General features: G+C 74.3%; 20 protein-coding genes and 1 pseudogene. 14 read left to right on the top strand and 7 right to left on the bottom strand.

Features of this window, described 5'->3' with window-relative positions:
• The first annotated feature begins 594 nt into the window (after positions 1-594).
• Positions 595-1293 (top strand): acyltransferase, encoded by a 699-nt coding sequence (locus ACYVGT_RS16045; protein WP_460858988.1) that lies wholly within the window; start codon positions 595-597, stop codon positions 1291-1293.
• Positions 1294-1405: 112 nt separating this feature from the next.
• On the top strand, positions 1406-2569 hold the full coding sequence (locus ACYVGT_RS16040) for a cystathionine gamma-synthase (protein WP_460858986.1): 1164 nt from the start codon (positions 1406-1408) through the stop codon (positions 2567-2569).
• 244 nt (positions 2570-2813) lie between these two features.
• Here ACYVGT_RS16040 and ACYVGT_RS16035 read toward each other — a convergent pair whose 3' ends face one another.
• Positions 2814-3104 carry a hypothetical protein gene (locus ACYVGT_RS16035; protein WP_460858984.1) on the bottom strand — a complete coding sequence of 97 codons (291 nt, stop codon included), beginning with the start codon at positions 3102-3104 and terminating at the stop codon, positions 2814-2816.
• Positions 3105-3534: 430 nt separating this feature from the next.
• Here ACYVGT_RS16035 and ACYVGT_RS16030 point away from each other — a divergent pair, with 430 nt between their 5' ends.
• A complete protein-coding gene (locus tag ACYVGT_RS16030; RefSeq protein WP_460858981.1) occupies positions 3535-4329 on the top strand; it encodes a GntR family transcriptional regulator in 795 nt (264 codons plus the stop codon).
• A gap of 36 nt (positions 4330-4365) precedes the next feature.
• Here ACYVGT_RS16030 and ACYVGT_RS16025 read toward each other — a convergent pair whose 3' ends face one another.
• Positions 4366-4608, bottom strand: a complete 243-nt coding sequence (locus ACYVGT_RS16025) for a hypothetical protein (protein ID WP_460858979.1) — start codon at positions 4606-4608, stop codon at positions 4366-4368.
• Positions 4609-4775: 167 nt separating this feature from the next.
• Here ACYVGT_RS16025 and ACYVGT_RS16020 point away from each other — a divergent pair, with 167 nt between their 5' ends.
• The gene (locus tag ACYVGT_RS16020) at positions 4776-5516 is read left to right on the top strand and encodes a GntR family transcriptional regulator (RefSeq protein ID WP_460858977.1); all 741 of its coding nucleotides are present in this window, start codon (positions 4776-4778) and stop codon (positions 5514-5516) included.
• A 473-nt stretch (positions 5517-5989) separates the two neighbouring features.
• On the opposite strand, the gene ACYVGT_RS16015 is transcribed toward ACYVGT_RS16020, so the two are convergent.
• Positions 5990-7693 (bottom strand): vWA domain-containing protein, encoded by a 1704-nt coding sequence (locus ACYVGT_RS16015; RefSeq protein WP_460858975.1) that lies wholly within the window; start codon positions 7691-7693, stop codon positions 5990-5992.
• Positions 7694-9422: 1729 nt separating this feature from the next.
• Entirely contained in the window at positions 9423-10895 is a 1473-nt protein-coding gene (locus tag ACYVGT_RS16010) for an AAA family ATPase (protein WP_460858972.1), read from the bottom strand.
• Between the two features lie 280 nt (positions 10896-11175).
• On the opposite strand from ACYVGT_RS16010, the gene ACYVGT_RS16005 reads away from it, so the two are divergent.
• Together ACYVGT_RS16005 and ACYVGT_RS16000 are read left to right on the top strand one after the other, a co-directional pair.
• Positions 11176-12339 (top strand): FIST signal transduction protein, encoded by a 1164-nt coding sequence (locus ACYVGT_RS16005; RefSeq protein ID WP_460858970.1) that lies wholly within the window; start codon positions 11176-11178, stop codon positions 12337-12339.
• Between the two features lie 385 nt (positions 12340-12724).
• Entirely contained in the window at positions 12725-13981 is a 1257-nt protein-coding gene (locus ACYVGT_RS16000; protein ID WP_460858968.1) for a hypothetical protein, read from the top strand.
• 127 nt (positions 13982-14108) lie between these two features.
• On the opposite strand, the gene greA is transcribed toward ACYVGT_RS16000, so the two are convergent.
• Positions 14109-14606 (bottom strand): transcription elongation factor GreA, encoded by a 498-nt coding sequence (gene greA / locus ACYVGT_RS15995; protein ID WP_460858966.1) that lies wholly within the window; start codon positions 14604-14606, stop codon positions 14109-14111.
• Positions 14607-15100: 494 nt separating this feature from the next.
• Positions 15101-15550 carry a DUF4307 domain-containing protein gene (locus tag ACYVGT_RS15990; RefSeq protein ID WP_460858964.1) on the bottom strand — a complete coding sequence of 150 codons (450 nt, stop codon included), beginning with the start codon at positions 15548-15550 and terminating at the stop codon, positions 15101-15103.
• A gap of 188 nt (positions 15551-15738) precedes the next feature.
• Between ACYVGT_RS15990 and mca the strand changes: the two genes are divergently transcribed.
• The 4 genes and pseudogenes from mca to ACYVGT_RS15970 all read left to right on the top strand — a co-directional run bounded on the left by mca (position 15739) and on the right by ACYVGT_RS15970 (position 19168).
• The gene (gene mca / locus ACYVGT_RS15985; protein WP_460858962.1) at positions 15739-16617 is read left to right on the top strand and encodes a mycothiol conjugate amidase Mca; all 879 of its coding nucleotides are present in this window, start codon (positions 15739-15741) and stop codon (positions 16615-16617) included.
• A 5-nt stretch (positions 16618-16622) separates the two neighbouring features.
• Positions 16623-16838, top strand: coding sequence for a hypothetical protein (locus ACYVGT_RS15980; protein WP_460858960.1), 216 nt, complete (start codon positions 16623-16625; stop codon positions 16836-16838).
• A gap of 174 nt (positions 16839-17012) precedes the next feature.
• Positions 17013-18035 (top strand): helix-turn-helix domain-containing protein, encoded by a 1023-nt coding sequence (locus tag ACYVGT_RS15975; protein WP_460858958.1) that lies wholly within the window; start codon positions 17013-17015, stop codon positions 18033-18035.
• Positions 18036-18170: 135 nt separating this feature from the next.
• Positions 18171-19168: pseudogene (locus tag ACYVGT_RS15970) on the top strand (alpha/beta hydrolase).
• Between the two features lie 127 nt (positions 19169-19295).
• On the opposite strand, the gene ACYVGT_RS15965 reads toward ACYVGT_RS15970, so the two are convergent.
• Positions 19296-20087: an SDR family NAD(P)-dependent oxidoreductase gene (locus tag ACYVGT_RS15965; RefSeq protein ID WP_460858956.1), complete on the bottom strand. Its 792-nt coding sequence runs from the start codon at positions 20085-20087 to the stop codon at positions 19296-19298.
• Between the two features lie 172 nt (positions 20088-20259).
• Here ACYVGT_RS15965 and ACYVGT_RS15960 point away from each other — a divergent pair, with 172 nt between their 5' ends.
• From ACYVGT_RS15960 to ACYVGT_RS15945, 4 genes are all read left to right on the top strand, one after another.
• Positions 20260-21120, top strand: coding sequence for a helix-turn-helix transcriptional regulator (locus ACYVGT_RS15960; protein ID WP_460858953.1), 861 nt, complete (start codon positions 20260-20262; stop codon positions 21118-21120).
• A 284-nt stretch (positions 21121-21404) separates the two neighbouring features.
• Complete coding sequence (locus ACYVGT_RS15955; protein WP_460858951.1) at positions 21405-21977, top strand: (2Fe-2S)-binding protein; 573 nt, start codon at positions 21405-21407, stop codon at positions 21975-21977.
• On the top strand, positions 21974-22993 hold the full coding sequence (locus ACYVGT_RS15950; protein ID WP_460858948.1) for an FAD binding domain-containing protein: 1020 nt from the start codon (positions 21974-21976) through the stop codon (positions 22991-22993). The genes ACYVGT_RS15955 and ACYVGT_RS15950 overlap by 4 nt, the downstream gene beginning before the upstream one ends.
• Positions 22990-25116: a xanthine dehydrogenase family protein molybdopterin-binding subunit gene (locus ACYVGT_RS15945; protein ID WP_460858946.1), complete on the top strand. Its 2127-nt coding sequence runs from the start codon at positions 22990-22992 to the stop codon at positions 25114-25116. Before ACYVGT_RS15950 ends, ACYVGT_RS15945 begins: the two co-directional genes overlap by 4 nt.
• Positions 25117-25173: the final 57 nt, after the last annotated feature.

The following is a 25173-nucleotide window of genomic DNA, read 5'->3' as shown; positions in this document are numbered from 1 at the left end:
CCGCTGCCGGCCGAGGCAGCGGCGCTGCGGATGCGCACGCGGCCGGCCGGGTGCCCTCCGCCGCCCGCGGAAGCATCCGGCCGACCGGATGCTCGCGCTGCCGCAGGCCGGGATGCCCGTTTCCCGCTGCCGACGGGGCAGGGGGCCGCCGTCCCGTTCCGGCGATCCCGTGGCTGGGACGCGCTGCCGTGCTGCCCGCGGATCCGCACTCGCGATGCGCGTTCCCCGGGGAACGGCGGAGGCCCGGGAGGTTAGGGCACGCCCTTCGGCAGTGTCCGGTCTCGGCCAAGAGCGGGAGCTGCCGGGAATCCCTCGGCCGGGGCGTACTGCCGTGCTGCCCGCTGAACACCGCGAGGCGGTGCGCGCGGCCGGCTGCGGCCGGTGCCGTCCGCCCGCCTGCGGAGCACCGGCCCGCCCTCCGGCGGAGAACGGGCTCCGTGCGCCCCCGCCCGTTCCGCGCTGCCTGCCTCGCCTGCGCAGCCCCTGATCCTGCGGCCGCGCACCGAGCGCCGTTCGGCCGGACCGGGGGCGGCGCAAGGGCCGGTCGGGCGGGCTATTACAGTTCACCCCGGGATACTGAACGGTAGGTGCAAGGTGCGAGGGTTGCTCTCCTGGGTGGCGCGCAGCGCGTGGTCGTGGGCGCGCAGCAACGCCGAGATCCGCACCGGCACGCGCGCCGCGCGGCGGTTCGCCGCCTACGGCCCGGGCACGTCGATCGCCTTCCCCACCGCCACCGTCTTCGGCGAGCCGTGGATCGAGATCGGCTCGCACACCCTCATCGGCGCCGACATCACCCTGTCCGCCGGCATGCTCCCCGGGCTCGAACTCGGCCCTGCCACGGTGCTGCGGATCGGCGACGGCTGCATGATCGGCCGCGGCACCCACGTCGTCGCGCACACCCGCATCGACATCGGCGACGAGGTCTACACCGGGCCCTACGTCTACATCACCGACCAGAGCCACGTGTACGCCGATCCGGACATCTCCGTCGGCCGCCAGTGGCCCGTGGACCACCCCGTCGTTATCGGCTCCGGCAGCTGGATCGGCGCCAACGCCGTCGTGCTCCCGGGGGCCCGGCTCGGCCGCAACTCCGTCGTCGCGGCCGGGGCGGTGGTGCGCGCCGGCGACTACCCCGACCACAGCGTCATCGCCGGGACGCCCGGCCGCGTGGTGCGCCGCTACGACCCCGCAGCGGGCTGGATCCCGCCGCTGCCGGAGGCCGGCGAGGGCGGTCCGCGCCCCACCCGCACCGCCGTCGGGTGGCCGCACCTCGTGCCGCCGCCGGAGGGCTGACCCGCGCAGGCCGCAGCGGTCGCGGCAGCCTCGGGAGCGCGGCGCCGGCGATGCCCCGGCCGGTCCGGAACGGCGCGCCGCGGGCGTGCCGCACGCGCACTACTGTGGCCCCATGACGTTCGACGGGTTTGAGACGCTGGCGATTCACGCCGGGCAGGAGGCCGACGCCGAAACCGGCGCGGTGGTGGTGCCGATCTATCAGACGAGCACGTATGCCCAGGACGGGGTCGGCGGGCTGCGCGGCGGCTTCGAGTACTCGCGTACCGCCAACCCCACGCGCACTGCGCTGGAGGAGTGCCTGGCGGCGCTGGAATCCGGCGCGCGCGGGCTCGCGTTCGCCTCCGGTATGGCCGCCGAGGACACCCTGGTGCGGACCATCGCCCGCCCCGGCGACCACGTCATCATCCCCGGCGACGCCTACGGCGGCACGTTCCGCCTCTTCTCCACGGTCCTGACCCGCTGGGGCATCGAGTGGGACGCCGTCGACCAGACCGATCCCGGCGCCGTGCGCCGCGCCCTGCGCCCGAGCACCGTCGCGGTGTGGACGGAGACGCCCACCAACCCGCTGCTCAACATCACCGACATCGAGGCCGTCGCCGAGGTCGCCCACGACGGCGGTGCGCTGCTGGTCGTCGACAACACCTTCGCCTCGCCCTACCTGCAGCGGCCGCTGGAGCTCGGCGCCGACGTCGTCGTGCACTCCACCACCAAGTACGTCGGCGGCCACTCCGACGTGGTCGGCGGGGCCCTGGTCGTGGCCGACCCCGAACTGGGCGAGCGGCTGGCCTTCCACCAGAACACGATGGGTGCGGTCGCCGGCCCCTTCGACTCCTGGCTCACGCTGCGCGGGATCAAGACGCTGGGTGTACGCATGGACCGGCACTGCTCCAACGCCGAACGGATCGCCGGCGAGCTGAGCCGGCACCCGGCCGTGTCCTCGGTCCTCTACCCGGGGCTGGACGACCACCCGGGCCACAAGACCGCCGAGCGGCAGATGCAGGCGTTCGGCGGCATGGTGTCGTTCCGGCTCCGCGGCGGCGAGCAGGCGGCGCTGGCCGTGTGCGACCAGACGCGCCTGTTCACGCTGGGCGAGTCGCTCGGCGGCGTCGAGTCCCTCATCGAGCACCCCGCCCGCATGACCCACGCCTCCACCGCCGGCTCGGCGCTGGAGGTGCCCGGTGACCTCGTGCGCCTCTCGGTGGGCATCGAGTCCGCGGACGACCTCGTCGGCGACCTCCTCGGCGCACTGGAGACGGCGAATTCGACGGAGTCCTGAGCAGATCCGGGCGCCGAAGCCGCGAGCGCGCACGGCCGCGCCGGTCCAGCGGACCGGCGCGGCCGCTGCCGTCGGAGACCGGTCCGGCCGCCCGAGCGCGCCGGCGGCCCGCCTCCTGAGGGCAGGGGAGGCGGGCCGCGTGCGGCCGGGCAGCGCGTGCCCGGCGGGTCCGTCCGGAACCGGTGCCGCGCGCAGCCGGCGTAGGGGTGTGCGGTGGGCAGCTGTTCCGCGGGCCACATACGCCCTAGCGCGCCGCGGTCAGCCGGTCGCGGCTTTCGCTGCCATCGCCGGGCACAGCGCGCAGCCGCGCTCCGGAGGAGCCCGACTCCCCGGTGCCCGGGCGCTCGGGGAACCGGAGGCCGGAGAGGGTGCGGCCGGCGTTGGAGAAGGAGCCGGTCCCGCCGCCGTGGCGCAGTGCGCCGTAGTGCCCGCTGTCGCTGCGCCTGATGCCGATCGATGCGGCGAGGAGCAGGCCGAGGAGCGTGCTGAAGACGACCACCAGGACGAGAACCACGATCCCGCCAACGATGTCCATGAGTGCCTCCTTAGCGTCCGGGGCGCCGTGCGGCGGGTGCCGCGGGACAGGGGTCGGGCCCCGGTACAGGAACGCCTCCATGAGCCGGAGCTTCCGCGCCGGTGCGGCGCCGGCTTCCGTTAATGATCGGCTTCATAGGATTCATTCCTATGATTCTTACGATGGCGCAGTGGGGTCGGTGCGTCAAGCCCCACTCGGAGGGGCACTCTGAGAAGGCGACAGTTGGTGCTATTGGTGATAAATCGCCCGGAGGGGATGGAAGCTCGCAGTCAAGCCCAGTCGAGTCGAGCCAAGCCGAGTCGAGCTGAGTCAAGCCGAGTCGAGCCGAGCCAAGCCCGCGGCGCCGGGCCGGGGGCAACATCGCGCAGGAGCGTGGTAAAAATGATTAGCACGAATTCTGCGCACCAGAGAGAGTGGAACGAGCAGAACGATGGATCCACGGCACCTCGAGATTGCCCACGATCTGATGGACGACATCGACGAGGGGCGCTATGCGCCTGGGGTCCGCCTTCCCACTGAAGACCACTTGATGGAGTACTACTCCACCTCGCGCAACACCGTGCGCCGCGCCCTCCAGGAACTCAGCAGCCGCGGCCGCATCGACATCAAGCAGGGCAGCGGCAGTACGGTGCGCGAATACCGGCCGGTCGCCCGGTTGCTCGCCGACCCGTCCGGGACCGACCCTGCGGAGGCGCTGGCCGATGAGCTGTCCGGGCGCCAAGGAGCGCAGCCCGCGCCGCAGCGCAGTCTGCTGGTGGAGGAGGCGGGGCCGGCGGTCGCCCGCGCACTCGACCTCGGTGAAGGCGAGCGCAGCGTGGTCGTGCGCGTCTGGGACGGGAGTATCGGCGGGCGGCTCTGGGAGCGGAGCCAGGTCTATCTTCCGCTGTCGCTCACTGCGGACTCGCCGCACCGGGGCGAACTCGTCGACCCCGGGCACGCCGAGCGCGACACGAAGGAGATCCTCGCTGCCGTCGGATTCCCGGAGACGTCCGCGGCGCAGGTGGTGGGTGCGCGCATGCCGTCGCTGAAGGAGTCGGGCTTGTTCGCGCTCGGCCCGGGGGTGCCGCTCCTCGTCCACGAGAAGGTGTCCTTCTCCGGCGAGCGGCCGGTGGCGTTCACGTCGACGCTGATGCCGGCCGACCGGTACCAGCTGCTCTCGCTCGGCGGCGAAGTCGGCCCGGGGGTGCTCGGAGCGGCTCTCGGCATCAACATCCACGAACGCTGACCTGCGCCCTGGGCGGCGGCGCGGGCCGGGGGGACCTCAGAGGGTTTCAAGGGTGCGCGCGGTCTTCGCGGCGGTCGCGAGCGCGGGGTCGGCGTCGCGGAATCCGAGGCCGCAGACGCGCTGGCCGGACAGTGCCAGGCGGCCGGTGTCGGAGTCGTCGCGCAGGGAGCGGTAGCCGCCGCGGCGGTCGCTGCGGCGGATGCCGATCGACACGGCGAGCAGGAAGCCGAAGGCGAGTCCGGCGAGGACGAGCGCGGCGGTGAGAACGAAGATCAGCATCGGGTCTCCTTCCGGGCGGACCGCCCTGTGGGGCGGATTGGTGTGCTGCGCCGGGGTGCTGGCGATCCCGGGAATCGGTCCACTCGGGTAATCTGGTAGAGCCAGTGGACCGGTGCCGGTTGGTGGACTTGTTGGTATGAGTCACATACCCCGATGAGGAAGCGAATATGCGCGAAGAGAGCCGCTATCGCCAGATTGCCCGTACTCTGCGGGCCGAGATCGAGGGCGGCGAGCTGGACCCGGGGGAGCGCGTCGCATCCGAGAAGGAGCTGGAAGAGCGGTTCGAGGCCTCCCGGAACACGGTGCGCCTCGCCCTGGGCATGCTGCGCAACCAGGGGCTTGTCGCCAGCCACCCGGGCAAGGGCCACTTCGTGCAGGAGATCCTGCCGATCACCTACTACGCCAACCGCGAGCGCGGCCGCTCGGGCAGCGGAATCGAGTTCGACGCGTTCGCGCTGAGCGCCAAGGTGTCGGAGCTGCTGATCGCCGCAGCCACGGCCGAGATCGGCAGCCGCTTGCGCATCAGCGAGGGCGAGCGGGTCGTGGTGCGCCGGACCTACGGCTACGTGGAGGAGCGCTGCACGATGCGGCGCACCTCCTACTACCCGATGGACATCGCCCAGGGCACCCAGCTGATGCACCCGGCCGACCTGCCCGATGGCGCCGTCGCGGCCCTCACCGCCCTGGGCCACCGCCAGGTGGGCCACGTCGACGAACTGGCCACCCGCATGCCTTCCCCGGAAGAAGCCGACGACCTCCGGCTCGGCCAGGGCGTCCCCGTCCTCGAGCTCTACCGGACCGCTTTCTCCGCCGACCGCCCCATCGCCGTCGAGTGGGTCGTCTTCGCCGGGAACAGCACCCGCTTCCAGTACGAGATCGGCGACGTCACCGCCTACCGCCGCGACTAGGTCGGGCCCGCCTTGCCTGCTCGCCTCCTCGGTTGGAGGCGCCGCGAGGGGATGTGCCGGGGCGGTGCGCGGCAGGGCAGCGGCCCACCGGGCGCCCTCACTGCGGGAAGCCGCAGCGGGCGGCGCCGTCGCAGACCACGGGACGGACGTACCGCTCAGTCGGCGACCGAGCGGCTCCGCCGGCCCCTGGTGCCTTCCGCCGCCGCTTCAGGCCGGTGTGCGGCAGCGGCGGGCCCAGTGCCGCCGCCGCTGCCCTGCCGCTTCTGCGGCACTCTGGCCGCCCCCGGCCACCCGGTCGGGCTGGGGCCGCCAGGCTTCTCAGCGGCTCTGCCGCCCCCGTGGAGGGGAGTGAGGGGCCAGCGCTGCACCGGGGTGGAACAGCGCCCGCTCCGCGGCAGGTTCCGGCCTCGGGACCGGGGCGCGCCTGAATCCGGCAGCTGATCCGGGCCGGGGCCGCAGCGGGCGAGCGGCGGTCAGAGCGCTCCCGGGAAAGCGGCGCGGAGGACCCCGTGCGGAGTGAGTCCGCCGGAATGGACCGTGCCTCCGCGGGAGACGAAGGCGTCTGCCAGAGGTCCGGGAGGGGCCGGGGACACCAGGATCAGCCGGGCGCGGCGGGCCGCGAGCGAGTCGAGGGCGGACGCCGTCGCTGCGGCCGTCTCCGGAACCGGCGGCCAGGCGAAGATGCCGGAGCCGTCGGGTCCCGGATGGGCGGTCGGTTCCCCGTCAGTCACCGCGACGACCGCCGGCGCCAACCCGGGGTGCCGCGCGAAATGGCGCGCGGCCAGCTGGAACGCGTGTGCCGCGTTGCTGCCCTGCACGCGCCGCGGCGGCGCGAGGAGGTCGGCGGCCGACTGGACGCGCGCCTCCCGGTCGAAGCCGATCACGGCGACGGAGTCCCGCCGTCCGCGGGCGCCGGCCAGCGCGTAGAGCGCGAGCGCGGCCTCGCGTGCGGGCGCGAGGAGCCCGCTCTGCACCATCGAGTGGGACTGGTCGACGAGCAGGCAGACCGCTGCGGCACGCTCGCCCTCGGCGTCTGTGCCGCGCAGGTCGGCGGGCAGGATCTGCAGCGGAGCCGGCCCCGGAGCGCAGCCGTGCGGCAGGGTCTCCGATACCGACATGCGCGCCGCGTTCGCCGCCCGGTCGCGCAGCAGGGCCGCGCGCACCGTGGCGGCCGCGTCGATCGGTACACCGGGGTGCCACGGTGCGTCTCCTCCCGCCGGGTCGCCGGCCCCGGAGGCCCGCGGTGACCGGTGTCCGCCGGGCGGGCCAGCCTCGGGTGCGAGTGACCGCAGCACATCGTTGCCGATCCGCTGAGCCGCGGCCGCGGTAAGCCGCGGGGCGCGCGGCGGCCCGGTGACCAGGCCACTGGACCGCAGTGCGCCGTCGACGTCGTCCTCGGGCAGTGCGCCTCCGCCGGGCGCTGCCGTGCCCGAACCGCCCTGGGCTCCGAGTCCGGGACCGGAGCCGTGCCCGCCGCCCTGCGCCCAGGCGGCGTCGGGCCGGTGCAGCTGCACGGCGCGGGCCAGGCGCTGCAGGGCGGGCGCGAGCCCGGGATGGGCGGCGCGCAGCAGGTCGTCCCACGCGTCCGGATCCGCGCTGCCGCCATTGCCGGGGGGAGGGGGTGTTTGAACGCCGGCGGCCATGCGCTCGGCGAGTACGTCCGCGAGGTCGCGGGCGCTCGGCCGGTCGCCGAGGCCGGGCAGCGGGCCGGCCGCCGCGCGGATCGCGTCCGGATCGACGTCTTCGCCGCGCGCGGCAGCTTCGAGGAGCGCGGCCAGGGTTGCGGCGCGCCGCGCCGCGGTCTCCGCCCCGGCCGCCGCGACAAGCTGGTCGACGGCGGCCCGTGCCTGCTCCGACCGCCAGGGATAGGGCTCGGCAAGCAGCTCGCGGATCGCTGCCGCGGGGTCGTCGGGCAGAGACGCGAGCTGGCTCTCGCGCAGCCGCGCGTCGTCGGAGGGGTCGTCGGCGAGGGCGCTCCGTTCGGCCTTCAGCGCCGCGTCGAGCACGGCACGCACGGCGCGCTCCCGTGCTGCGCGCCGCCGCTGCGCCAGGGCGCCGGCGACACTGCCGCCGGCGAACACCGTCCGCCCGACCGCGGCCAACTCGCGCGCGAGGTCCACTGGCGGCGCCAGCGGATCGCCCCCCACCGCCCCCGCCGCGTAGCGAAATCGCTCCATCGCGCGATGGTCCCGCGCCCCAGTCGCGGAGTCCAGCCCCGCAGAGGCCGGCCGGTGGACGGCCGCTGCGGGGGACACGTGGAAGGTGGCGATGGCGGGGCCCGCCAACCAGCACACGGGCGGCTTCGCCGGCAGGCTTGGCCTCCTGTGCCGCTGCTTCGGAGCGGTGTGCGGACAGGGACCTGCTGGTCGCCGGGGAGGGTCCACGGCATCAAGACAAGGACGGCCTCGCCGACGGATTCCTCGCTCTGTTCCGCCGCATCGGACACGGCGTGCAACCAGAGTGCTGCTGGCCCCGGGGCTGGGGCGGATCAGGCCAAAGGCTCCCGCACCCCTGCAGTCGGCTATCTGATGGTCATTGCGTCGGACAAGCGGAGAAGCGGCGGCGACGGCAAGGGGGGCGGGGCCGCGGGTTGGCGGCCGGGCGTCGCGTGGTCAGGGGGCGGGTGTGAGTGCAGGGGCGGGGGAGGTTGCCTGGCTCCCGCGCCTCTGCAGTCGGCTGGCGGATGATCATTGCGTCGGACAAGCGGAGAAGCGGCAGCGACGGCGAGGATGGGCGGGGGCGTGGGCTGGCCGGCCGGGGGCGGGCTGGTCGCGTGGCGGGCACAGGGGGCAAATGCCATGAAAACGGACACAGCAACGGGGTCCCTGCAAACCCGCACCTAGCACGAGGGGTCCTCCCCCTGCAGGCCCCGCACGCAAAGCCCGATATCGCGCCACGCTGACCTGCGCAAACGCGAAGTCACGCAGCGTCGCGGTGCCTAATTCCCGCGCACCCACCTTTTTCGCGGCCCGATCGGCGAAAAGGCGCGAGTCGCGGCGTCGGATTGGCCGCTTTGGGCGGTTTGAGGCAGGAGTGACCTCTCGGCCCGCGGAAAATGAACGCGCCGCGCTCCTGCGCGTAAGCCCCCTAAACCGGACGCCCATGCCCCCTCGGTGGCCGGCGCCAGGTTTGCCCCATATGTCGCCACGCAGAGTGAAAATGGCCCGGCGAATGGGCAGCGGAACGGCCACACCTCCCGGGTTTTCCGCGCATCTGGCCTTGAAAAGGTGGGAGTCGTGGCCCCGGTGAGGTGTTACCAGCGGTTCGCGAACCGCCCGCCCGCGCCGGGTCCGACTGCCGCCGACCCTGCAACCCCTGCAGCCCCGCTATTCACACCAGTCACACCCGTCCCCCTGTGCGCCGACCAGCGCCGCGGCCGAGCCCTCGAGCCAGCCCGCGCCCGGCGGCCGACCCGGACTTCCGGCCCCGCTGCCGTTGCTGCTGCATTTCCCGTTGCGACGCACTGACCAACCGCCGTCCGGCCGCCGACCCGAGGCCCCCTCCGGCCCTCGCCGTCGCTGCCGCTTTTCCGCTGGTCCGACGCAATGAACATCAGATCGCCGGCTGCAGGGGCGCGGGAGCCTACGGTCTCAACCGGCCCAGCCCTGTGATCACCAGCACCACTGGCCGCGCATGGATTCCAAAGCGGTGGGACAGAGCGGAAAGACCGCCGGCAAAGCCGACAGCAGGGATGCGGGAGCCTTCGGTCTGCTCTGCCCCGGCCCCGCGAACAGCGGAAACCCTGGTCGCACACCCTCCCCGCAGCGGCGGGGAGGGTGTGGGAGACCGCCGGCGCAACCGTCCGCGCCGCAGTGCCGTGAGCCCCGCCCCGCGGCCATCCGGCACCCGACCACCCCGCGTCCAGCAAGGCCGGCAGGGACGGGCGAGAACGTGCGGCAGCCGGCCTCAGGTCTGGTAGGCCGCCGTGTCCTCGGCGCCGGGCACGGGCGACTTGGAGAGGCGGCGGGTGAGGTAGAGGCCCTCCAGTGCGAGAGCGGCCGCCGCGGCGGCCGCGCCGTCGGAACCGGCGCTCTGGGCTGCACCGAGGGGCGGGGCTCCGGCATCGGCAGCGAGCGGGAGAGCAGGGAGCGGTCCCAGGACGTCGGCCGCAGTGGCGTCGGCGCCGGCCAGCGCCGTACCGCCGGCGGCGAAGTGGCGGACCAGCGGATCCAGGTCGGCCGTGTCGAGGCGGGCGCGGAAGGTCTCGGCCACCGCTCGGCGCAGCAGGTGCTCCAGGTGCTCGGCCGCGCGGTCCTCCTCGCCGTGCGCGAACTCCACCTTGCCGGCCAGCGCGTGCACGGCGCCGGCCAGGTCGCAGACGCGCGCCGTGGGCGCCTTCTCGCCCGCCAGCGCCGCCCTCCGCTCCGCCGACGCCGCAGCGGTCCGCACCGCGCCGATCCCGAACCGGGCCGAAACCCCCGAGCGGGCGTCCACCGCGTCGGCGCCGCGCACCAGGCGGGTGAAGCGGGCGGCCGCCTCCACCACGTGTGCCGGAACGCACGCCTCGCCGAGGTCACCCGCCTCCTGTCTGATCAGGGCGATCTCGTCGTCCAGATCCACCGGGTAGTGCGTGCGCAGCTCCGCGCCGAACCGGTCCTTCAGCGGCGTGACGATCCGCCCGCGATCGGTGTAGTCCACCGGGTTGGCCGTGGCGACTACGAGCAGGTCCAGCGGCATCCGCAGCGCATGCCCGCGCACCTGCAGCTCCCGCTCCTCCAGTACGCCGAACAGCGCCACCTGGGTGCGCGCCGGCAGGTCGGGGAGCTCGTTCAGAGCGGCGACACCCCGGTTCGCGCGGGCCAGCAGCCCGTAGTGCACCGACTCCGGGTCGCCCAGCGAGCGCCCCTCGGCCAACCGGGCCGGATCGATGTCGCCGATGAGGTCGCCGACCGACGTGTCCGGTGTCGCGGTCTTCTCCCGGTACCGCTCGCCGCGGTGCAGCCAGTCCACCGGAAGCGCGTCGCCCTGCTCCGCGGCGGCACGCCGGCAGGCCGGGCAGACCGGGGCATACGGGTGGTCGTTCAGCGGGCAGCCCCGGACCACCGGCGTCCACGCGTCGAGCAGTCCGCCGACCGCGCGCAGCAGCCGGCTCTTCCCCTGCCCCCGCTCGCCCAGCAGCACCACGTCCTGGCGGGCCAGCAGCGCGCGCTCCAGCCGCGGCAGCACCGTCGCGTCGAACCCCACCATGCCCGGGAACCGCGCCGCCCCCGAACGCATCCGGGCGAGAAGCGCGGCTCGGACCTCGTCCTTGACCCCGGCGCGGACGTGGCCGGATGCGCGCAGGTCGGCCAGCGTGCGCGGCAGCGCCTCGGGAGGCTCCGCCGCCGCGGCCGCTGCGGACGATGCTGTCGCTGGCACTGCAGGGGGTTCGGCATGCACGCCGCAGAGTCTAGGGGCGCGGCGGTGCCGCGGTCCGCGGTTCGGCGGTACCGTCCGCTGGCGGCCGCGGGGCGCGTAACCGCGCCGATCGGGGGAACGGCGGGAGCGGGCTGCCGGTGCAGTGCGACCGCGGCAGCTCCCGCTGCCCCGCGCCGGTCCACCGGTGCGGCCAGGCGGAAATAGCGCGGCCGGCGCACCGGTTGCACGTCAGGGACTGGGATCATGAAGGCAGGCGCCGCGTGCCGCAGCGCGGGCCGTTCAGCAATGTGGGGAGCGATCAGTGGCCAGGTTCGGCGATGCACTGGCATCCGGCGCTGACCTCGTAAGCGCGGCCGAGCGTGCTGCGCGGCACGCGATGGATGCTCTCGACGGCCCCGCCGACCTGGTCTTCTTCTCGGTGTGCGGGCTCGACGCGGACGAGGCGGAGCTCGCCGGCCACCGGGTGATGGACATGGCGACCGGGTCGGTCAGCATCGGCTGCACGTCCGCCGGCGTCATCGGCGGCGGCCGCGGAGTCGAAGGCCGCGGTGCGGTCAGCGTGTGGGCGGCCCGGCTGCCCGACGTCACCCTCACCCCCTTCCAGCTGGACATCGTCCCCGAGGGCGACCACCTCGCCGTGATCGGAATGCACGAGCCCGGCCCCGGCGACCAGGCCGCGCTGCTCCTCGCCGACCCCTACCGGTTCCCGGCGCAGTCCTTCGTGGAGCGCTCGACCGACGCCCTCGGCGGCCTGCCGGTCGTCGGCGGTCTCGCCGACGGCATGGGCGGCGAGGACTCGGTGCGGCTGTTCTTCGAGGGCGAGGTGGTCGAGGCCGGCGCGATCGGCCTGATGCTCGGCGGCGAGGGAATCGTCGGCACCGTCGTCAGCCAGGGCTGCCGCCCGATCGGGCCGTCGATGGCGATCACCGGCGCCGACGGCAACGTGGTGACCGGCTTGGCCGGCGCGCCCGCCTACGAGCGACTGGAGACCCTGGTCAACTCCCTGTCGCCGGAGGACCAGGAGCTTGCGGCCAACGGCGGCCTGCACATCGGCATCGCGATGGACGAATATGCCGACCGGCACGAGCGCGGCGACTTCCTCGTGCGCTCGGTGGTCGCCGCCGATCCGGACGGCGGCAGCATCAGCATCGGCGACTCGGTCCAGGTCGGCCAGACCGTCCGGTTCCAGGTGCGCGACCGCGACACCGCGGAGACCGACCTGAGCGAGCGGCTCGGCGTGTTCGGCGAAGACACCGGGGGCCGGTCCGGAGGCGTACTCCTGTTCTCCTGCAACGGCCGCGGGGCAGCCATGTTCGACTCCGCCGACCACGACGTGCGGGCCGTGCGCCGCACCCTCGGCGTGGAGGCCGTCACCGGCTTCTTCGCGGCGGGCGAGGTCGGCCCCGTCGCCGGACGCAACCACGTGCACAGCTTCACCGCCTGCCTCCTCGCGTTCGCATCCTGACCGCTCTGGCAGCGGGCGGCGGGCGCCCACCCTCGGCGCTTCGGCTGGGCCACACGCCCCGGCGGCGGTCCAGCCTGCCCGCGTGGCGCACCCTGCCCGTGCAGTGACCACCGCATGACGCACCCCCAGGCCCGGCATAGGCCGCAAACCACTGCGTAACGCCCCGAAGTGCCCGCTACGCCGCCGATCCGCACGACCGGATCATCGCGCCCGCGGCGCGGCGTGCTTGTCACCGCTTGTGACCGATTGCTTACTGTTATTGGCGCTCTGTGAGAGGCGTCCGCATCCGCGCGTTCCCCGGAGGGGGCACGGGCGGACGCGGCGGCCGGAACCGGCGCAGCGGCGCTGACGGCCGCGGCAGGGCGGGACGAGGGAAAGGGCGACCATGCAGCGCACCTGGCTGCGCACCGGCGCGATCGCCGCCGCGGGCGTATTCGCACTCGCCACGGCGGCTCCCGCAGCGGCGACGCACCCCGCCGCCCAGGGCTGGATCGAGCAGGACCCGGCGCAGGCCGACACCACCGGCGCGGTGGCCGGCGGCGGCGGACTGCGCGCCCTCCCCGGCACCGAGCCCACCGCGTCCCTGCACGAGGCCGGCGGCACCCCCGCCGCGCAGGCGGTCTTCCCGCCCCGCGACCTGGGCCGGCCCGCCGACGCCGTCGAGGTGGAGGTCGGTGTGGAGGGATCCGGTGACGTTCTCGTGGAGGCGCGCGGCGCCCCCGCCGGCGGGGCATGGGGGGAGTGGCGCGCGGCCGGCGCCGGTGACGGCCGGGTCCGCGTCGAACTGGCGCAGACCGCCGAGCGCGTGCAGCTGCGCGTCGGCCTCGGCTCGGACACCGCCGAGGACGGCGCGGTCCTCACCAGCGCTCGGCTGCGTCCGGTTGGCGAGCCCTCGCCCGGCGGCCGCACCGGCCCCGAGCGGCCCTACTCGGCGCGGCTCTTCGCGACCCGCATCGGCCTGGTGGGCGCCGGCACCGCCAACGGCCACACCGTCCGCCCCGACGACCACTTCGTGGCGCTGCCCTCCCGCCGCGGCCTTGCCGAGAAGGACGGCGGCGAGTACTCCGTCCGCGTCTGCACCGAGGGCGAGGACCGCCGCTGCGCCTACGCGCCCGTCTGGGACGTCGGCCCCTGGAACATCAGGGACGACCACTGGAACGCCGACCGCGAAGAGTGGGGCGATCTCCCGCAGGGCACCCCGCAGGCGCAGGCCGCCTTCAACGGCGGGCACAACGGCGGCCGGGACGGATTCGGCCGCACCGTGGCCAACCCGGCCGGCATCGACCTGGCCGACGGCACCTTCAACGACGCCCTCGCCCTGGAGACCAACGCCTGGGTCCGGGTCGACTACCTGTGGACCGGCAGGCCCGATCCGCGTGCCCGGGTCACCACCGCCACCGCGGCCGACCCGGTGCGCGTGCGCTCCGGACCCGGCATCGAGTACCCCGAGACCGGGCTGGCCGCCCACGCCGCCGAAGTCCCGGTTGCCTGCTCCGCGGCGGGCGATGCGGTCTCCGGCCCCGGCGGCAGCTCCGACCGCTGGTACCGCATCGGGAACGGCGACTACATACCCGCCGCCTTCACCGGTGCGGGCGGCGAGGCGGAAGCCGCCCCCGACTGCGACGCGCCCCCGCTGCCCTGATGCCGCCCCGGCGCCCCCGGACGTCCAGGGGCCCGGCAGCGGGGCGGCAGCGCCGCGGGCAAGAACCCCTGTAACGCGGAAGGGGCGGCTGGTCGCCGCCCCCTTCCGCGTGTGTGCGGTGTGAGGGCTAGGCCCCGTACGGGACTGCGTCGATGATCTCTACCGAGAGGCTCTTGCCGTTCGGGAGTGTGTAGCTCACCGTGTCCCCGATCTTCTTCCCGTTGATCGCGCTCCCTAGCGGCGACTTGGGGGAGTAGACGTCGATGGGCGCGCCACTCTCCTCCCGGGAGGCGAGGAGGAAGGTGACCTCCTCGTCGTCGCCTTCGAACTTGATGGTGACGGTCATGCCGGGGCCGACCTCACCCTCCTTGCGCGGCGCCTTGCCGACGCGGGCGTTGCGCAGGATGTTCTGGAGCTGGAGGATGCGGGCCTCGTTCTTGCCCTGCTCCTCCTTTGCCGCGTGGTAACCGCCGTTCTCCTTGAGGTCGCCCTCCTCGCGGGCGGCTTCGATGCGGTCCGCGATCTCGATGCGACCAGGCCCCGAAAGCTGTTCCAGCTCCGCCTTGAGCCGGTCATACGCCTCCTGCGTCAGCCAGGTGACGTTGTCATCGCGGGTCTCGGTCACGGGAACTCCCTAGTGCGTCTGACCGCTGCGGCCATCCGTTCGGCCGCAGCTGAACTTACGAGATTATCACCGCGTGTTCTGCGCGGAAGGGCTGTGCGGACGGCCTTCCCGGCCCTCCGCGGCTGGTCGGAAGGCGGTGCAGCGGGGGTGGCAGACGCCTCGGGGGCGCGGCCGCGGCGGTGACGGTCTCGGTGCTGTCTCAGCGGACGGTGTACCCGCTTCCGCTGCTCCGCTCACCGGACCGGGCGCTGTCGGCCGCCGCCGCGCTGGTCCCCGTGTTGCAGCGGAGCCGATTCGGCGGCGCTGCCGGACCGCATGGCCCGATCGCGGGTGGACGGCGCCCGCCCGGGGTAGGCAGCGGAGCCCGCAGGCCGCCGCTCTGCCCTCCCGCGCAGCCGGAGCGGCAGGGGGGCGGGCTGCGGTTCAGCCGGGCCGGCCGTGCGGCGGGCGCCCGGGCGCCCGCGGGGAATCGGGTCGGCAGGTCGGCGGGGCCGCTACTGGCCGGAGAGCTCCTGGCAGGACGCGACCTCCACCATGACGGCCGCGCGGACCGTCTCGATCGTCGCCGTCACGCTGCGGGTGCCCGGTTCCAGCTCCACCTCGGTCTGGCCGACCTCGACGTGCTGCTCGTCGTAGGCGCGGACCAGGCAGCTCACCTGAGTGTCCGAGCTCACCTCGAAGGTGATGGAGGCTTCGGACTCAGAGGTGATGTCCCAGGCGATGGTCTGCTGCGCGACGCCGCCGGTCTCGCCGTAGCTCACCAGCGCGGTGCCCCAGCCGAACGTGAAGACGGCGGCCGCGAGCAGGGCCAGGAAGAAGAAGACCGGCTTGCTGCCGTGCCGGCGCCACAGCGGCTGCCGCGCCCCGGCCGCGGCAGTGTCGGCGGCCGCTCCGCTGCGGCGCGCAGCGCCGTCGGAGCTGAGGTCAGCGGGGCTCTCGGGCATGCGGGAATCTCCGAACGTGGGGTCGTCGTTGTCTAAGATAGCCCCGCCCGATGGGGCTTCCGTTCCACCCCCGCTCCAGCGCACCCCCGTGTCGGGGCAAGGGCGGGTGCAGGTGCCCGGCAGAGTCCCGGGCAGAGTCTTTCCTCCAGGTCCTCCGACCGACCCGAGTCCACCGAGGGGTAACTGCAGTGTCCGAGCGTCTGCGGCTCATGGCCGTCCATGCCCACCCCGACGACGAGTCCAGCAAGGGTGCGGCCACCATGGTCCACTACGTCTCCCAAGGCGCCGACGTGCTGGTCGTCACGCTGACCGGAGGTGAGCGGGGCTCCATCCTCAACCCGGCCATGGACCGGCCGGAGATCACCGCCGACATCGCCGGCGTCCGCCGCCGCGAGATGGACGAGGCGCGCCGCATCCTCGGCGTCCGCCAGGAGTTCAGCGGCTTCATCGACTCCGGCCTGCCCGAGGGCGACCCGCTGCCGCCGCTGCCCGAGGGCTGCTTCGCACTCCAGCCGCTGGAGGTGGCGAGCGAGCCCCTGGTCCGCTCCATCCGCAGGTTCCGCCCGCATGTCGTCCTCACCTACGACGACAACGGCGGCTACCCGCACCCCGACCACATCATGACCAACCGCGTCTCGGTCGAGGCGTTCGACGCGGCCGGCGACCCCGACCGCTACCCCGACGCGGGCGAGCCCTGGCAGCCCCTCAAGCTCTACTACCACGTCTCCTTCACCCGCGAGCGCTTCGAGGCCATCTCCGCCCTGCTCAAGGAGCGCGGCCTGGAAGACCCCTACGAGGAGTGGCTCAAGCGCGCCGAGGGCCGCGACTGGCCCGTGTGGGACATCACCACCCGCATCGACTGCGGTGAGCACTTCGAGACGCGTGATCTCGCCCTCAAGGCCCACGCCACCCAGGTCGACCCGAACGGCTTCTGGTTCGCCGTTCCCCTGGAGGCGCAGCGCGCGGCGTGGCCGACCGAGGACTACCACCTCGCCCGCTCCCTGGTCGACACCGAACTCCCCGAGACGGACCTGTTCGCAGGCGTCGAAGCAGCGGTGAGAGCATGAGTGGCATGGAATCCGCAGCCGCCCTGGCCCAAGTCCAGATCAACTCCGACACCGTCACACCCGGTGTCCTGGGCTTCATCGTCATCGCCGCCATCGCCGCGGTCCTCTACTTCCTGATGAAGAGCATGCGCACCAAGCTCGCCACCGTCCGCGCAACCGACTACGGCGACGGCCCCCAGACCGCCCCGGCCACGGCCGACCCGGACGGCGCCGCCAAGTAACCCCACCGCCCGGCCGCTCCCCCTCGCGGGCAGCGGCCGGGCGGAGCGCTGTCCGCGGTACGCAGAAGAGCTGGGACCAGGACGCGCAGCAGGGCAGTTGTCCACCCAACACGCCCTAGGCACCGCCCAGCCGGCGTGGTACTCCCAGAGGTGCAGCGGACCTGGGAGGCTGGCGTGCGCGAATTGATCGTCAAGCTGGGCGTGGTCGACGGCGAAGCGGCGGGGGCGCTGCGGGTCATCGACATGTTCGACCGCCTCGTCGAGGAGCGGGCCACTGCGGCGGCGGTCGTCCGCGCGGCGGCGCAGCTCGCCGGGGCGGCCGCGGGGCTGCACGATGCGGGGCGCGGCATCACCTGCCGCTTCGACACCGAGGGGCGCCAGATCCCCGGGGCTGCCTCCGCGGTGGGGCCGCGCGCTGACGTCAGGGGGCAGCCGGGTTCCTTCGTCTGGCTGGAGCGGAGCGCTCAGCGCGGGCCGCTGGACGCGCTCATCCTGGAGCGGGCCGCCCGCGCGGTACAAGCGCTCACCCGGAGTCCTGCGCACCGCTCGGCCGATGAAGCACTGCGCATCGCCTGCGACCCCAGTGCCTCCGCCGAGGAGCGGCGCGACGCCGCCGCCCGGCTCGGGCTGTCCGGTCCGGTGACCGTGGTGGTCAGCGATGCGCCCACGCTGCCGGCTCCGCACGTCACGCGACTCGGGCCGCACTGCGTGGCCGTGCTGCGCGGCCCCGTGGATCTCCCCGGCGATGTGCGGCTCGGCTCGGCCGCCGCGGAGGACGCGGAAGGCCTCCCACGCGCTCTCGAACAAGCCCGGACCGCGCTGAGCCTCGCTGACCGCGTCGGCGGTGCCGGACCGTCCCAGGTGGACGATGCCGTTCTCGGCGCGCTCGCCGCCGTCGCCGAGCAGGTACCCCCGCACGCGGCAATGGACGTCGGGGACGTGCGGCGGCTCGATGCGGCGATGTCCAAGAGGCCGTGGGCGATCGACACGCTCCAGGCGGTCCTCGACCGACCCAGCCTGCGGCAGGCAGCGGCCTGCCTGCACATCCACCATTCGACCCTGCAGGAACGCCTGGCGTGGCTGGCCGCCCAGCTCGGCTTCGGCCTCGCCCGGCCCGGTGGGCGCCAGCGCGCGTCTGCCGCGGTCCTCCTCTGGCGCATCGGGCAGAGCGGAGCCGGGACGGCCGGAGCCTCCTGACCCGCGCCGGCGGTGCTGCCCTGCACACCGCCCCCGCCACATGGCGGGCGGCGGGCGCGAAAGCCCTCCCGATTGCGGGTGGCCTCCGCGCTGCCGCTCACGCAGGGTGGGGGGAACCTGTTCAAGGAGGGGCATATGCCGGACACCGACGCCGAACCGGTCTTCACCGACACCCCGATCCGCCCCCCGTTCGACGCCGAGCTCGTTCCGGTGCTGGAGGCGGCGCTGAAGAACTATGCGCGCTTCACACCGGAGAGCCTGCACATCATCCGGCAGTCGCCGAAGGCATTCGGGATGGCCGAACCCGACCTGACCGCGGGCGGCTCCGTCACCCTGGAGGAGCGGCAGGTGCCCGGGCCGGCCGGCGAGCCGGACGTCACCGTACTGATCCTGCGGCCGCGGAACGCCGCCGCACCGCTGCCCGGGATCTACCACACCCACGGCGGCGGCATGGTGATCGGCGACCGCACCACGGGAGTGGACAAGGTTCTGCCCTACGTGGCCGAAGGCAAGGCGGTCGCGGTGTCGGTCGAGTACCGCCTTGCACCCGAACACCCCGACCCGGCGCCCGTCGAGGACTGCTACGCCGGCCTGGTGTGGACCGCCGGCAACGCCTCCGAACTGGGTATCGATCCGGACCGCCTGATTATCGCCGGCGGGAGCGCCGGCGGCGGCCTGGCCGCAGGCACGGCGCTGCTCGCCCGGGACCGGGGGTGCCGGCCCTGAGCCACCAGGTCCTGATGTGCCCGATGCTCGACGACCGCCTGCAGACCCACAGCAGCCGCATGCTCGACAACGAGGGCACCTGGGACCGCAACGACAACCTCTTCGGCTGGACCGCGCTGCTGGGTGACCGCCGCGGCGGCCCGGACGTCTCGCCGTACGCCGCACCGGCGCGTGCCGACGACCTCGCGGGGCTGCCCCGGACCTACATCGACTGCGGCGCGACGGAGTCGTTCCGCGACGAGGCCACCCTCTACGCCACGCGGCTGTCGCAGGCCGGCGTTCCCGTCGATTTCCATCTGTGGGGCGGCGGCTTCCACGGCTTCGAGTCGGCGGGCGCCCATGCGCCGGTCGCGCGTGCGTCGATCGCGGTGCGGGACGAGTTCTTCCGGCGCGCGATCGAGCCGTGACCCGCGCCGCCCCGCGGGGGCCGGCGGCCCGGCTTGCCGGCGGTTCCACGCGGGACCGGTGATGTGCACGGTGCGGGCCCCCGCCGGCTCACCCGGCGGGGCGCCCGCACCGTTCCGGGAAGGCCGGTCAGAGGCGGAAGCCGCCGCTGGCTTCGATGCGCTGGCCGGTGATCCAGCCGGTGCCGCCGGCCACCAGGGCGGCCACGGCGGGGCCGATGTCGTCGGCGTCCGCCATCCGGCCCAGTGCGGTCATGCCCGCCATCGAGGCCTGGATGTCGGCGCTGTCGCGGATGTAGCCGCCCGCGAAGTCGGTGGGCACCGGCCCCGGCGCCACGGTGTTCACCGTGATGCCGCGCGGCCCCAGCTCGGCCGCCCAGTAGCGGGTGAGCACCTCCACTGCGCCCTTCATCGCCGCGTAGGCCGCGTTGGGCGGCGTGACGAAGCGCGCCAGCCCCGAGGAGAGGTTGACGATGCGCCCGCCGTCGGCCAGCAGCGGAGCGGCCCCCTCGGGCGCGGTGGCCAGCGCCTGGGTCAGCAGGTAGACGCCTTTGACGTGTACCGCGTAGAGCCGGTCGAGCTGGTCGCCGGCGGTACCGCCCAGCGGGGTGCGCTCGGCGAACCCGGCGTTGTTCACCAGCACGTCGAAGGAGGTCCGGCCGCAGCGCTCCGACAGCGCGGTCCGGAGCCGCTCGGTGAACTCGGGGAAGCCGCCGGTGGCGGTGGTGTCCAGGTGCAGGGCGGCGGCAGAGCGTCCGCGCTCCTCGACCGCCCGGACCACTTCTGCGGCCTCGTCTGGGTGGGTGCGGTAGGTGATGGCGATGTCGGTGCCGGCGTCGGCCAATGACTCCGCGATCGACCGGCCCAGTCCGCGGTTGCCGCCGGTGATGAGCGCGGTGCGCGCGGGTTCGGTGCTGTGCATGGTCCCTCCAAGGACGGGCGGGCCGGTCCCGGACCGGGCGCGGTGTGCAGGTCAGGGGGCAGGTGCGCCCCTCTGCCAGATCCCGACGCTAAGCCCGCCTCCCGCTGCCGGAGCAGAGGCAGCGGACCCTGGGGATGCCGCCCCCTGGGTAGCGCCGCGCCGAAGGGGAAGCATGGGCGGCATGGACCTCGCCGAACTCGGAGCCTTCCTGCGCACCCGCCGCGACCGCATCCGCCCCGCCGACGTCGGCCTGCCCGCGGGCCCGCGCCGCCGGGTCGCGGGGCTGCGGCGCGACGAGGTGGCCCAGCTCGCCGGGGCCTCGGTGGAGTACTACACCGAGGTCGAGCAGGGCGCGGGCTCCCAGCCCTCGGAGCAGATGTTGGCGGCATTTGCGCGGGCGCTGCGGCTCACCGGCGACGAGCGCAGCCACCTGTACCGGCTGGCCGGGCGCGCGGTTCCGCCGCCGGGCACCGCCGCCGACCACGTGCACCCCGGCATGCTCGACCTCCTGGAGCGCCTCGACTGCACCCCGGCGATGGTCATCACCGACCTGCACGCCGTCCTGGTGCAGAACGAGCTCGCCCGCGCCCTGGTGGGCGAGTCGGCGGGGCACTCCGGCCGGCGGGCCAGCCTGGTCTACCGGTGGTTCACCGAGCCGTCGGCGCGGCGCATGTACCCCGAGGACGAACACGCCCACCACTCCGCAGTGATGGTCGCCGACCTGCGCGCCGCCCAGGCGCGCCGGGGCGGCCGGGATTCCGAGGTCGCCGGGCTCGTCCGCGCACTGCAGGCGGCGTCAGCCGAGTTCGCCGAGCTCTGGGCGCTCGGCGATGTCGCCGTGCGGCGCTGGGACCGCAAGCGGATCGTGCACGCGTCGCTGGGCGTTATCGAGACCGACTGCCTTTCCCTGCTGAGCGAGGACGGCTTCCAGCGGCTGCTCTGGTTCACCCCCGCACCGGGCACCGACGCCGCGGAGCAGTTCGTGCTGCTCGGCGTGGTCGGCACCCAGGACCTCGGGACCCTGAGCCCCTGACCGCGCTCCCGCGGCGGACGCCGCCCTGAACAGGCCGGACCGGTGTCCGGGCGGCGGCAGCGTGTAATGGGCGGTTCGCGGGGGAATGGCCCTGGCGCCCCCCTCGGCGTATTGTCCGCCGGACCGGACGCCGTGCGCCGGACCGGATCCCGGGCCGGCCGCGCAGAGTGCCTCCCGCAGCGAGCCGAAAGCACCACCGACCACCCTGTCCCGCCGGTGCCCCGCCGCACGCACCGGCTCCGTGTCAAGGAACCGCGCACCACAATCCGCGAAAGAGGCCGCATTTGCACACCGGATCCTCCTCCCCGGAATCCAGAGAGGCCACACTGCACGTCAACGGCGAGAAGCACACGCTTCCCGTCGACAACCGCACCACCCTGCTCGACGCACTGCGGGAGCGCCTCGACCTGACCGGCACCAAGAAGGGCTGCGACCAGGGCCAGTGCGGCGCCTGTACCGTCCTGGTCGACGGCCGGCGGACGCTGGCCTGCCTCCAGTTCGCCGTGGCCGCAGAGGGCCGCGAGGTCACCACGGTGGAAGGGCTCGCCTCGGACGGCGGGCTCCACCCCGTCCAGCAGGCGTTCCTCGACCTCGACGGCTTCCAGTGCGGGTACTGCACGCCCGGGCAGATCTGCTCGGCCGTCGCCGTGCTGGAGGAGCACGCCGAGGGCTGGCCCAGCGCCGCAACCGCCGACGTGCGCCCCGAGGCAGGCCCCCCGCCGCTGGACGCCGCGGAGATCCGCGAGCGCATGAGCGGCAACCTGTGCCGCTGCGGCGCCTACGTGTCCATCGTCGACGCCGTCGCCCGTGCCGCCGGGCAGTCCGCCACCGCCGAGTCCGAGGAGACCGTGGCATGAAGGAGTTCTCCTACGAGCGGGCCGGAGACGTGGACCGCGCTGTCGCGCTGCTCGACGCCGACCCGGCCGCCCGCTACCTCGGCGGCGGCACCAACCTCGTCGACCTGATGAAGGCCGGGGTCGAGCGTCCCGACCGCCTCGTCGACGTCCGCGGACTGCCGCTCGACCGCATCGAGGCCACCCCCGCGGGCGGGCTCTCGATCGGTGCCACGGTCACCAACAGCGACCTGGCCGCCCACCCCGAGGTCCGCCGCCGCTACCCGGCGCTCGCCCAAGCGGTGCTGGCCGGCGCCTCCGGGCAGCTCCGGAACATGGCCACGGTCGGCGGCAACCTGCTGCAGCGCGTCCGCTGCGGCTACTTCACCGACACCAGCAGCCCCTGCAACAAGCGGGAGCCCGGCAGCGGCTGCCCCGCAATCGAGGGGGAGCACCACAATCACGCCATCCTCGGTGCCAGCGACCACTGCGTCGCGGTCCACCCCTCGGACATGGGCGTGGCGCTGGCCGCCTTCGACGCGACCGTCACCTACGCCACCGCCGACGGGCCCGGCTCGATCGCCTACGCCGACCTCTACCCGCCGGTGGGGGACACCCCGCACGTCGAGACCGCCCTGCCGGACGGGGCGCTGATCACCGGCGTCACGCTGCCTCCGGCTCCGGTGGCCGCGTACTCCCGCTACCGCAAGGTGCGCGAGCGCGCCTCCTACGCCTTCGCGATCGGCTCCATCGCCGGCGCGCTGGAGGTGCGCGGCGGCACCGTCGCCGACGTGCGGATCGCCTACGGCGCAGTGGCGTCGCGCCCGTGGCGCGCCCGCGCCGCCGAGGAGGCCCTGCGGGGTGCGCCCGTCGGCGCCGAGGCGTTCGCCGCGGCCGCCGACGCCGAACTCGCGGCCGCCCGCCCGCTGCCGCACAACGCCTGGAAGACCACGCTGATGCGCAACCTCACGGTGGCCCTGCTGTCCGAACTCGCAGAGGCCCCCGCTGACGCCGGCACGACCGGAGGGGACACCGAATGACCACGACCTCCCCGATTCAGCCCGACCGGACCCGCGCGGACGCGGTCGGCACCGCCCACACCCGGCTGGAGGGCTACGACAAGGTCACCGGCGCGGCCCGCTACTCCGCCGAGATCCCGTTCGACGAGCTCGCGCACGGCTGGCTCGCCGTGTCCGACATCGCGCGCGGCCGCATCACCGGCATCGGCACGGAGGCCGTGCTGGCCATGCCCGGGGTGATCGACGTCCTGCACCACGGAAACGCCCGGCGGCTGGAGACCGGCTACACCACCATGCTGGGCGCGCCCGACCCGACCACCGCCGTCTTCCAGAACGACCGCGTGCCGCACCGGGGCTGGCCGGTGGCGCTGGTCGTGGCCGAGACCTCCGAACAGGCGCGGGAGGCGGCCGAGGCGCTGTCGGTCACCTACGAGCGGGAGCCGCACGACACCGTGTTCGCCCGCGCAGGCTCCGAGGCCGGTCCCGAGGCCGCCGGGGGCGGTTCGGCCGAAGGCAAGGGCGATCCCGGGGCCGAACGGGCGGCGTCGGCCGTCCTCGTCGACGAGCGCTACTCCACGCCGGAGGAGCACCACCATCCGATGGAGCCGCACGCCGCGACCGCGCGGTGGGACGGCGACCGCCTGGAGATGGTCGATTCCAACCAGGGGACCCTGATGGTCGCCGGTGAGCTGGCCAACCTGTTCGCGCTGGACCCCTCGGCCGTCCGGGTGCGCTCCGAGCACGTGGGCGGCGGCTTCGGCAGCAAGCTGTGCCGCGCCCACCAGGTGGCGGCGGCGATGGCCGCCTCTCGGATCGGGCGGCCCGTCCGCGTGGTCCAGACCCGCAGCCAGACGTTCAGCCTCGGCGGGCACCGCGCGCCGACCTCCCAGCAGGTCCGGCTCGGGGCCGATGCCGACGGGCGCCTGCGCCTGCTGGAGCACTACTCGGTGAACCCGACGGCGACCGGCTACACCTGGGTGGAGCCGGCGGCGGCGCCGGCGCAGACGATGTACGACGCGCCGGCGCACCGCACCGGCCACGGCACCGTCGCGCGCGACATCCCCAGCCCCACGGCGATGCGCGCCCCGGGCGAGGCGCCCGGGTCGTTCGGCCTGGAGTGCGCGATGGATGAACTGGCCGAGCGCACCGGGATCGACCCGATCGAGCTGCGGCTGCGCAACGAGCCGGAGACCGCCCCCGGGTCCGGCAAGCCCTTCGCCACCCGCAACCTGCCCGCGTGCCTGCGCGAGGGGGCGCGCCGCTTCGGCTGGGCCGAGCGCGACCCCCGGCCCGGACTGCGCCGCGAGGGCGGCCTGCTGTTGGGAACCGGGGTGGCGGCGGCGTCGTTCCACGCGGGGGCGCTGCCCTCCACAGCTGCGGCCACCGCCGAGGCCGACGGGACGTTCACGGTGCGGGTCAACGCCGCCGACATCGGTACCGGCGCCCGGACCGCGATCGCGCTCGTCGCGGCCGACGCGCTCGGGGCCGCCCCCGAGCAGGTGCGCGTACGGCTCGGCGACAGCGAGCTCGGGCCGGCCGGGCTCGCCGGCGGCTCGATGGGCACCCGCACCTGGGCGTGGTCGGTGGGCGTTGCGGCGCGCGAGCTGCGCCAGCACCTCGACCTGGGGGGCGACATCCCGCCGGAGGGCATCACCGTGCGCAGCGACACCACCGAGGCGCTGGGCCGGCTGTCCGACACCGAGCGCCACTCCTTCGGCGCCCAGTTCGCCGAGGTGGCCGTCGACCCGGCCACCGGTGAGGTCCGGGTGCGGCGCATGCTCGGCATGTTCGCCGCCGGGACGATCGTCAACCCGCTCACCGCCCGCAACCAGCTTGCCGGCGGCCTCGTCTGGGGCATCTCGATGGCCCTGCACGAGGAGTCGGTGCGCGATCACGCCTCCGGCGGCTACTACAGCCCCGACCTCGCCGGCTACCACGTGGCGGCCAACGCCGACGTGCCCCGCCTGGAGGTCGATTGGGTCGAGGACATCGACCCCGATGACCCGGTCGGGATCAAGGGCATCGGGGAGGTCGGCATCGTCGGAGCCGCGGCCGCGATCGCCAACGCGGTCTGGCACGCCACCGGTGTCCGCCAGCGCCACCTGCCGATCCGCCCGGACCGCATCCTGGCGGGCGGAGCCTGACCGGACGCCTCCGGCGTCCCGAAAACGGAGGCCGATAGCGCGGCGCGCACCGGAGCC

This window comes from Nocardiopsis coralliicola (assembly GCF_054779695.1).
The sequence above is the reverse complement of the archived record's forward strand: the minus strand, read 5'-3'. Positions and strand labels throughout refer to the sequence as shown.

Excerpts from the sequence above, each read along its gene's own strand:
- ACYVGT_RS15965 (WP_460858956.1), bottom strand. The coding sequence starts at position 20,087 with ATGCACAGCACCGAACCCGCGCGCACCGCGCTCATCACCGGCGGCAAC.
- ACYVGT_RS15990 (WP_460858964.1), bottom strand. The coding sequence starts at position 15,550 with ATGCCCGAGAGCCCCGCTGACCTCAGCTCCGACGGCGCTGCGCGCCGC.
- ACYVGT_RS15980 (WP_460858960.1), top strand. The coding sequence starts at position 16,623 with ATGGAATCCGCAGCCGCCCTGGCCCAAGTCCAGATCAACTCCGACACC.
- ACYVGT_RS16000 (WP_460858968.1), top strand. The coding sequence starts at position 12,725 with ATGCAGCGCACCTGGCTGCGCACCGGCGCGATCGCCGCCGCGGGCGTA.
- ACYVGT_RS16035 (WP_460858984.1), bottom strand. The coding sequence starts at position 3,104 with ATGGACATCGTTGGCGGGATCGTGGTTCTCGTCCTGGTGGTCGTCTTC.
- ACYVGT_RS15950 (WP_460858948.1), top strand. The coding sequence starts at position 21,974 with ATGAAGGAGTTCTCCTACGAGCGGGCCGGAGACGTGGACCGCGCTGTC.
- ACYVGT_RS16020 (WP_460858977.1), top strand. The coding sequence starts at position 4,776 with ATGCGCGAAGAGAGCCGCTATCGCCAGATTGCCCGTACTCTGCGGGCC.
- ACYVGT_RS16025 (WP_460858979.1), bottom strand. The coding sequence starts at position 4,608 with ATGCTGATCTTCGTTCTCACCGCCGCGCTCGTCCTCGCCGGACTCGCC.
- ACYVGT_RS16040 (WP_460858986.1), top strand. The coding sequence starts at position 1,406 with ATGACGTTCGACGGGTTTGAGACGCTGGCGATTCACGCCGGGCAGGAG.
- ACYVGT_RS16030 (WP_460858981.1), top strand. The coding sequence starts at position 3,535 with ATGGATCCACGGCACCTCGAGATTGCCCACGATCTGATGGACGACATC.
- ACYVGT_RS15945 (WP_460858946.1), top strand. The coding sequence starts at position 22,990 with ATGACCACGACCTCCCCGATTCAGCCCGACCGGACCCGCGCGGACGCG.
- ACYVGT_RS15960 (WP_460858953.1), top strand. The coding sequence starts at position 20,260 with ATGGGCGGCATGGACCTCGCCGAACTCGGAGCCTTCCTGCGCACCCGC.
- ACYVGT_RS16015 (WP_460858975.1), bottom strand. The coding sequence starts at position 7,693 with ATGGAGCGATTTCGCTACGCGGCGGGGGCGGTGGGGGGCGATCCGCTG.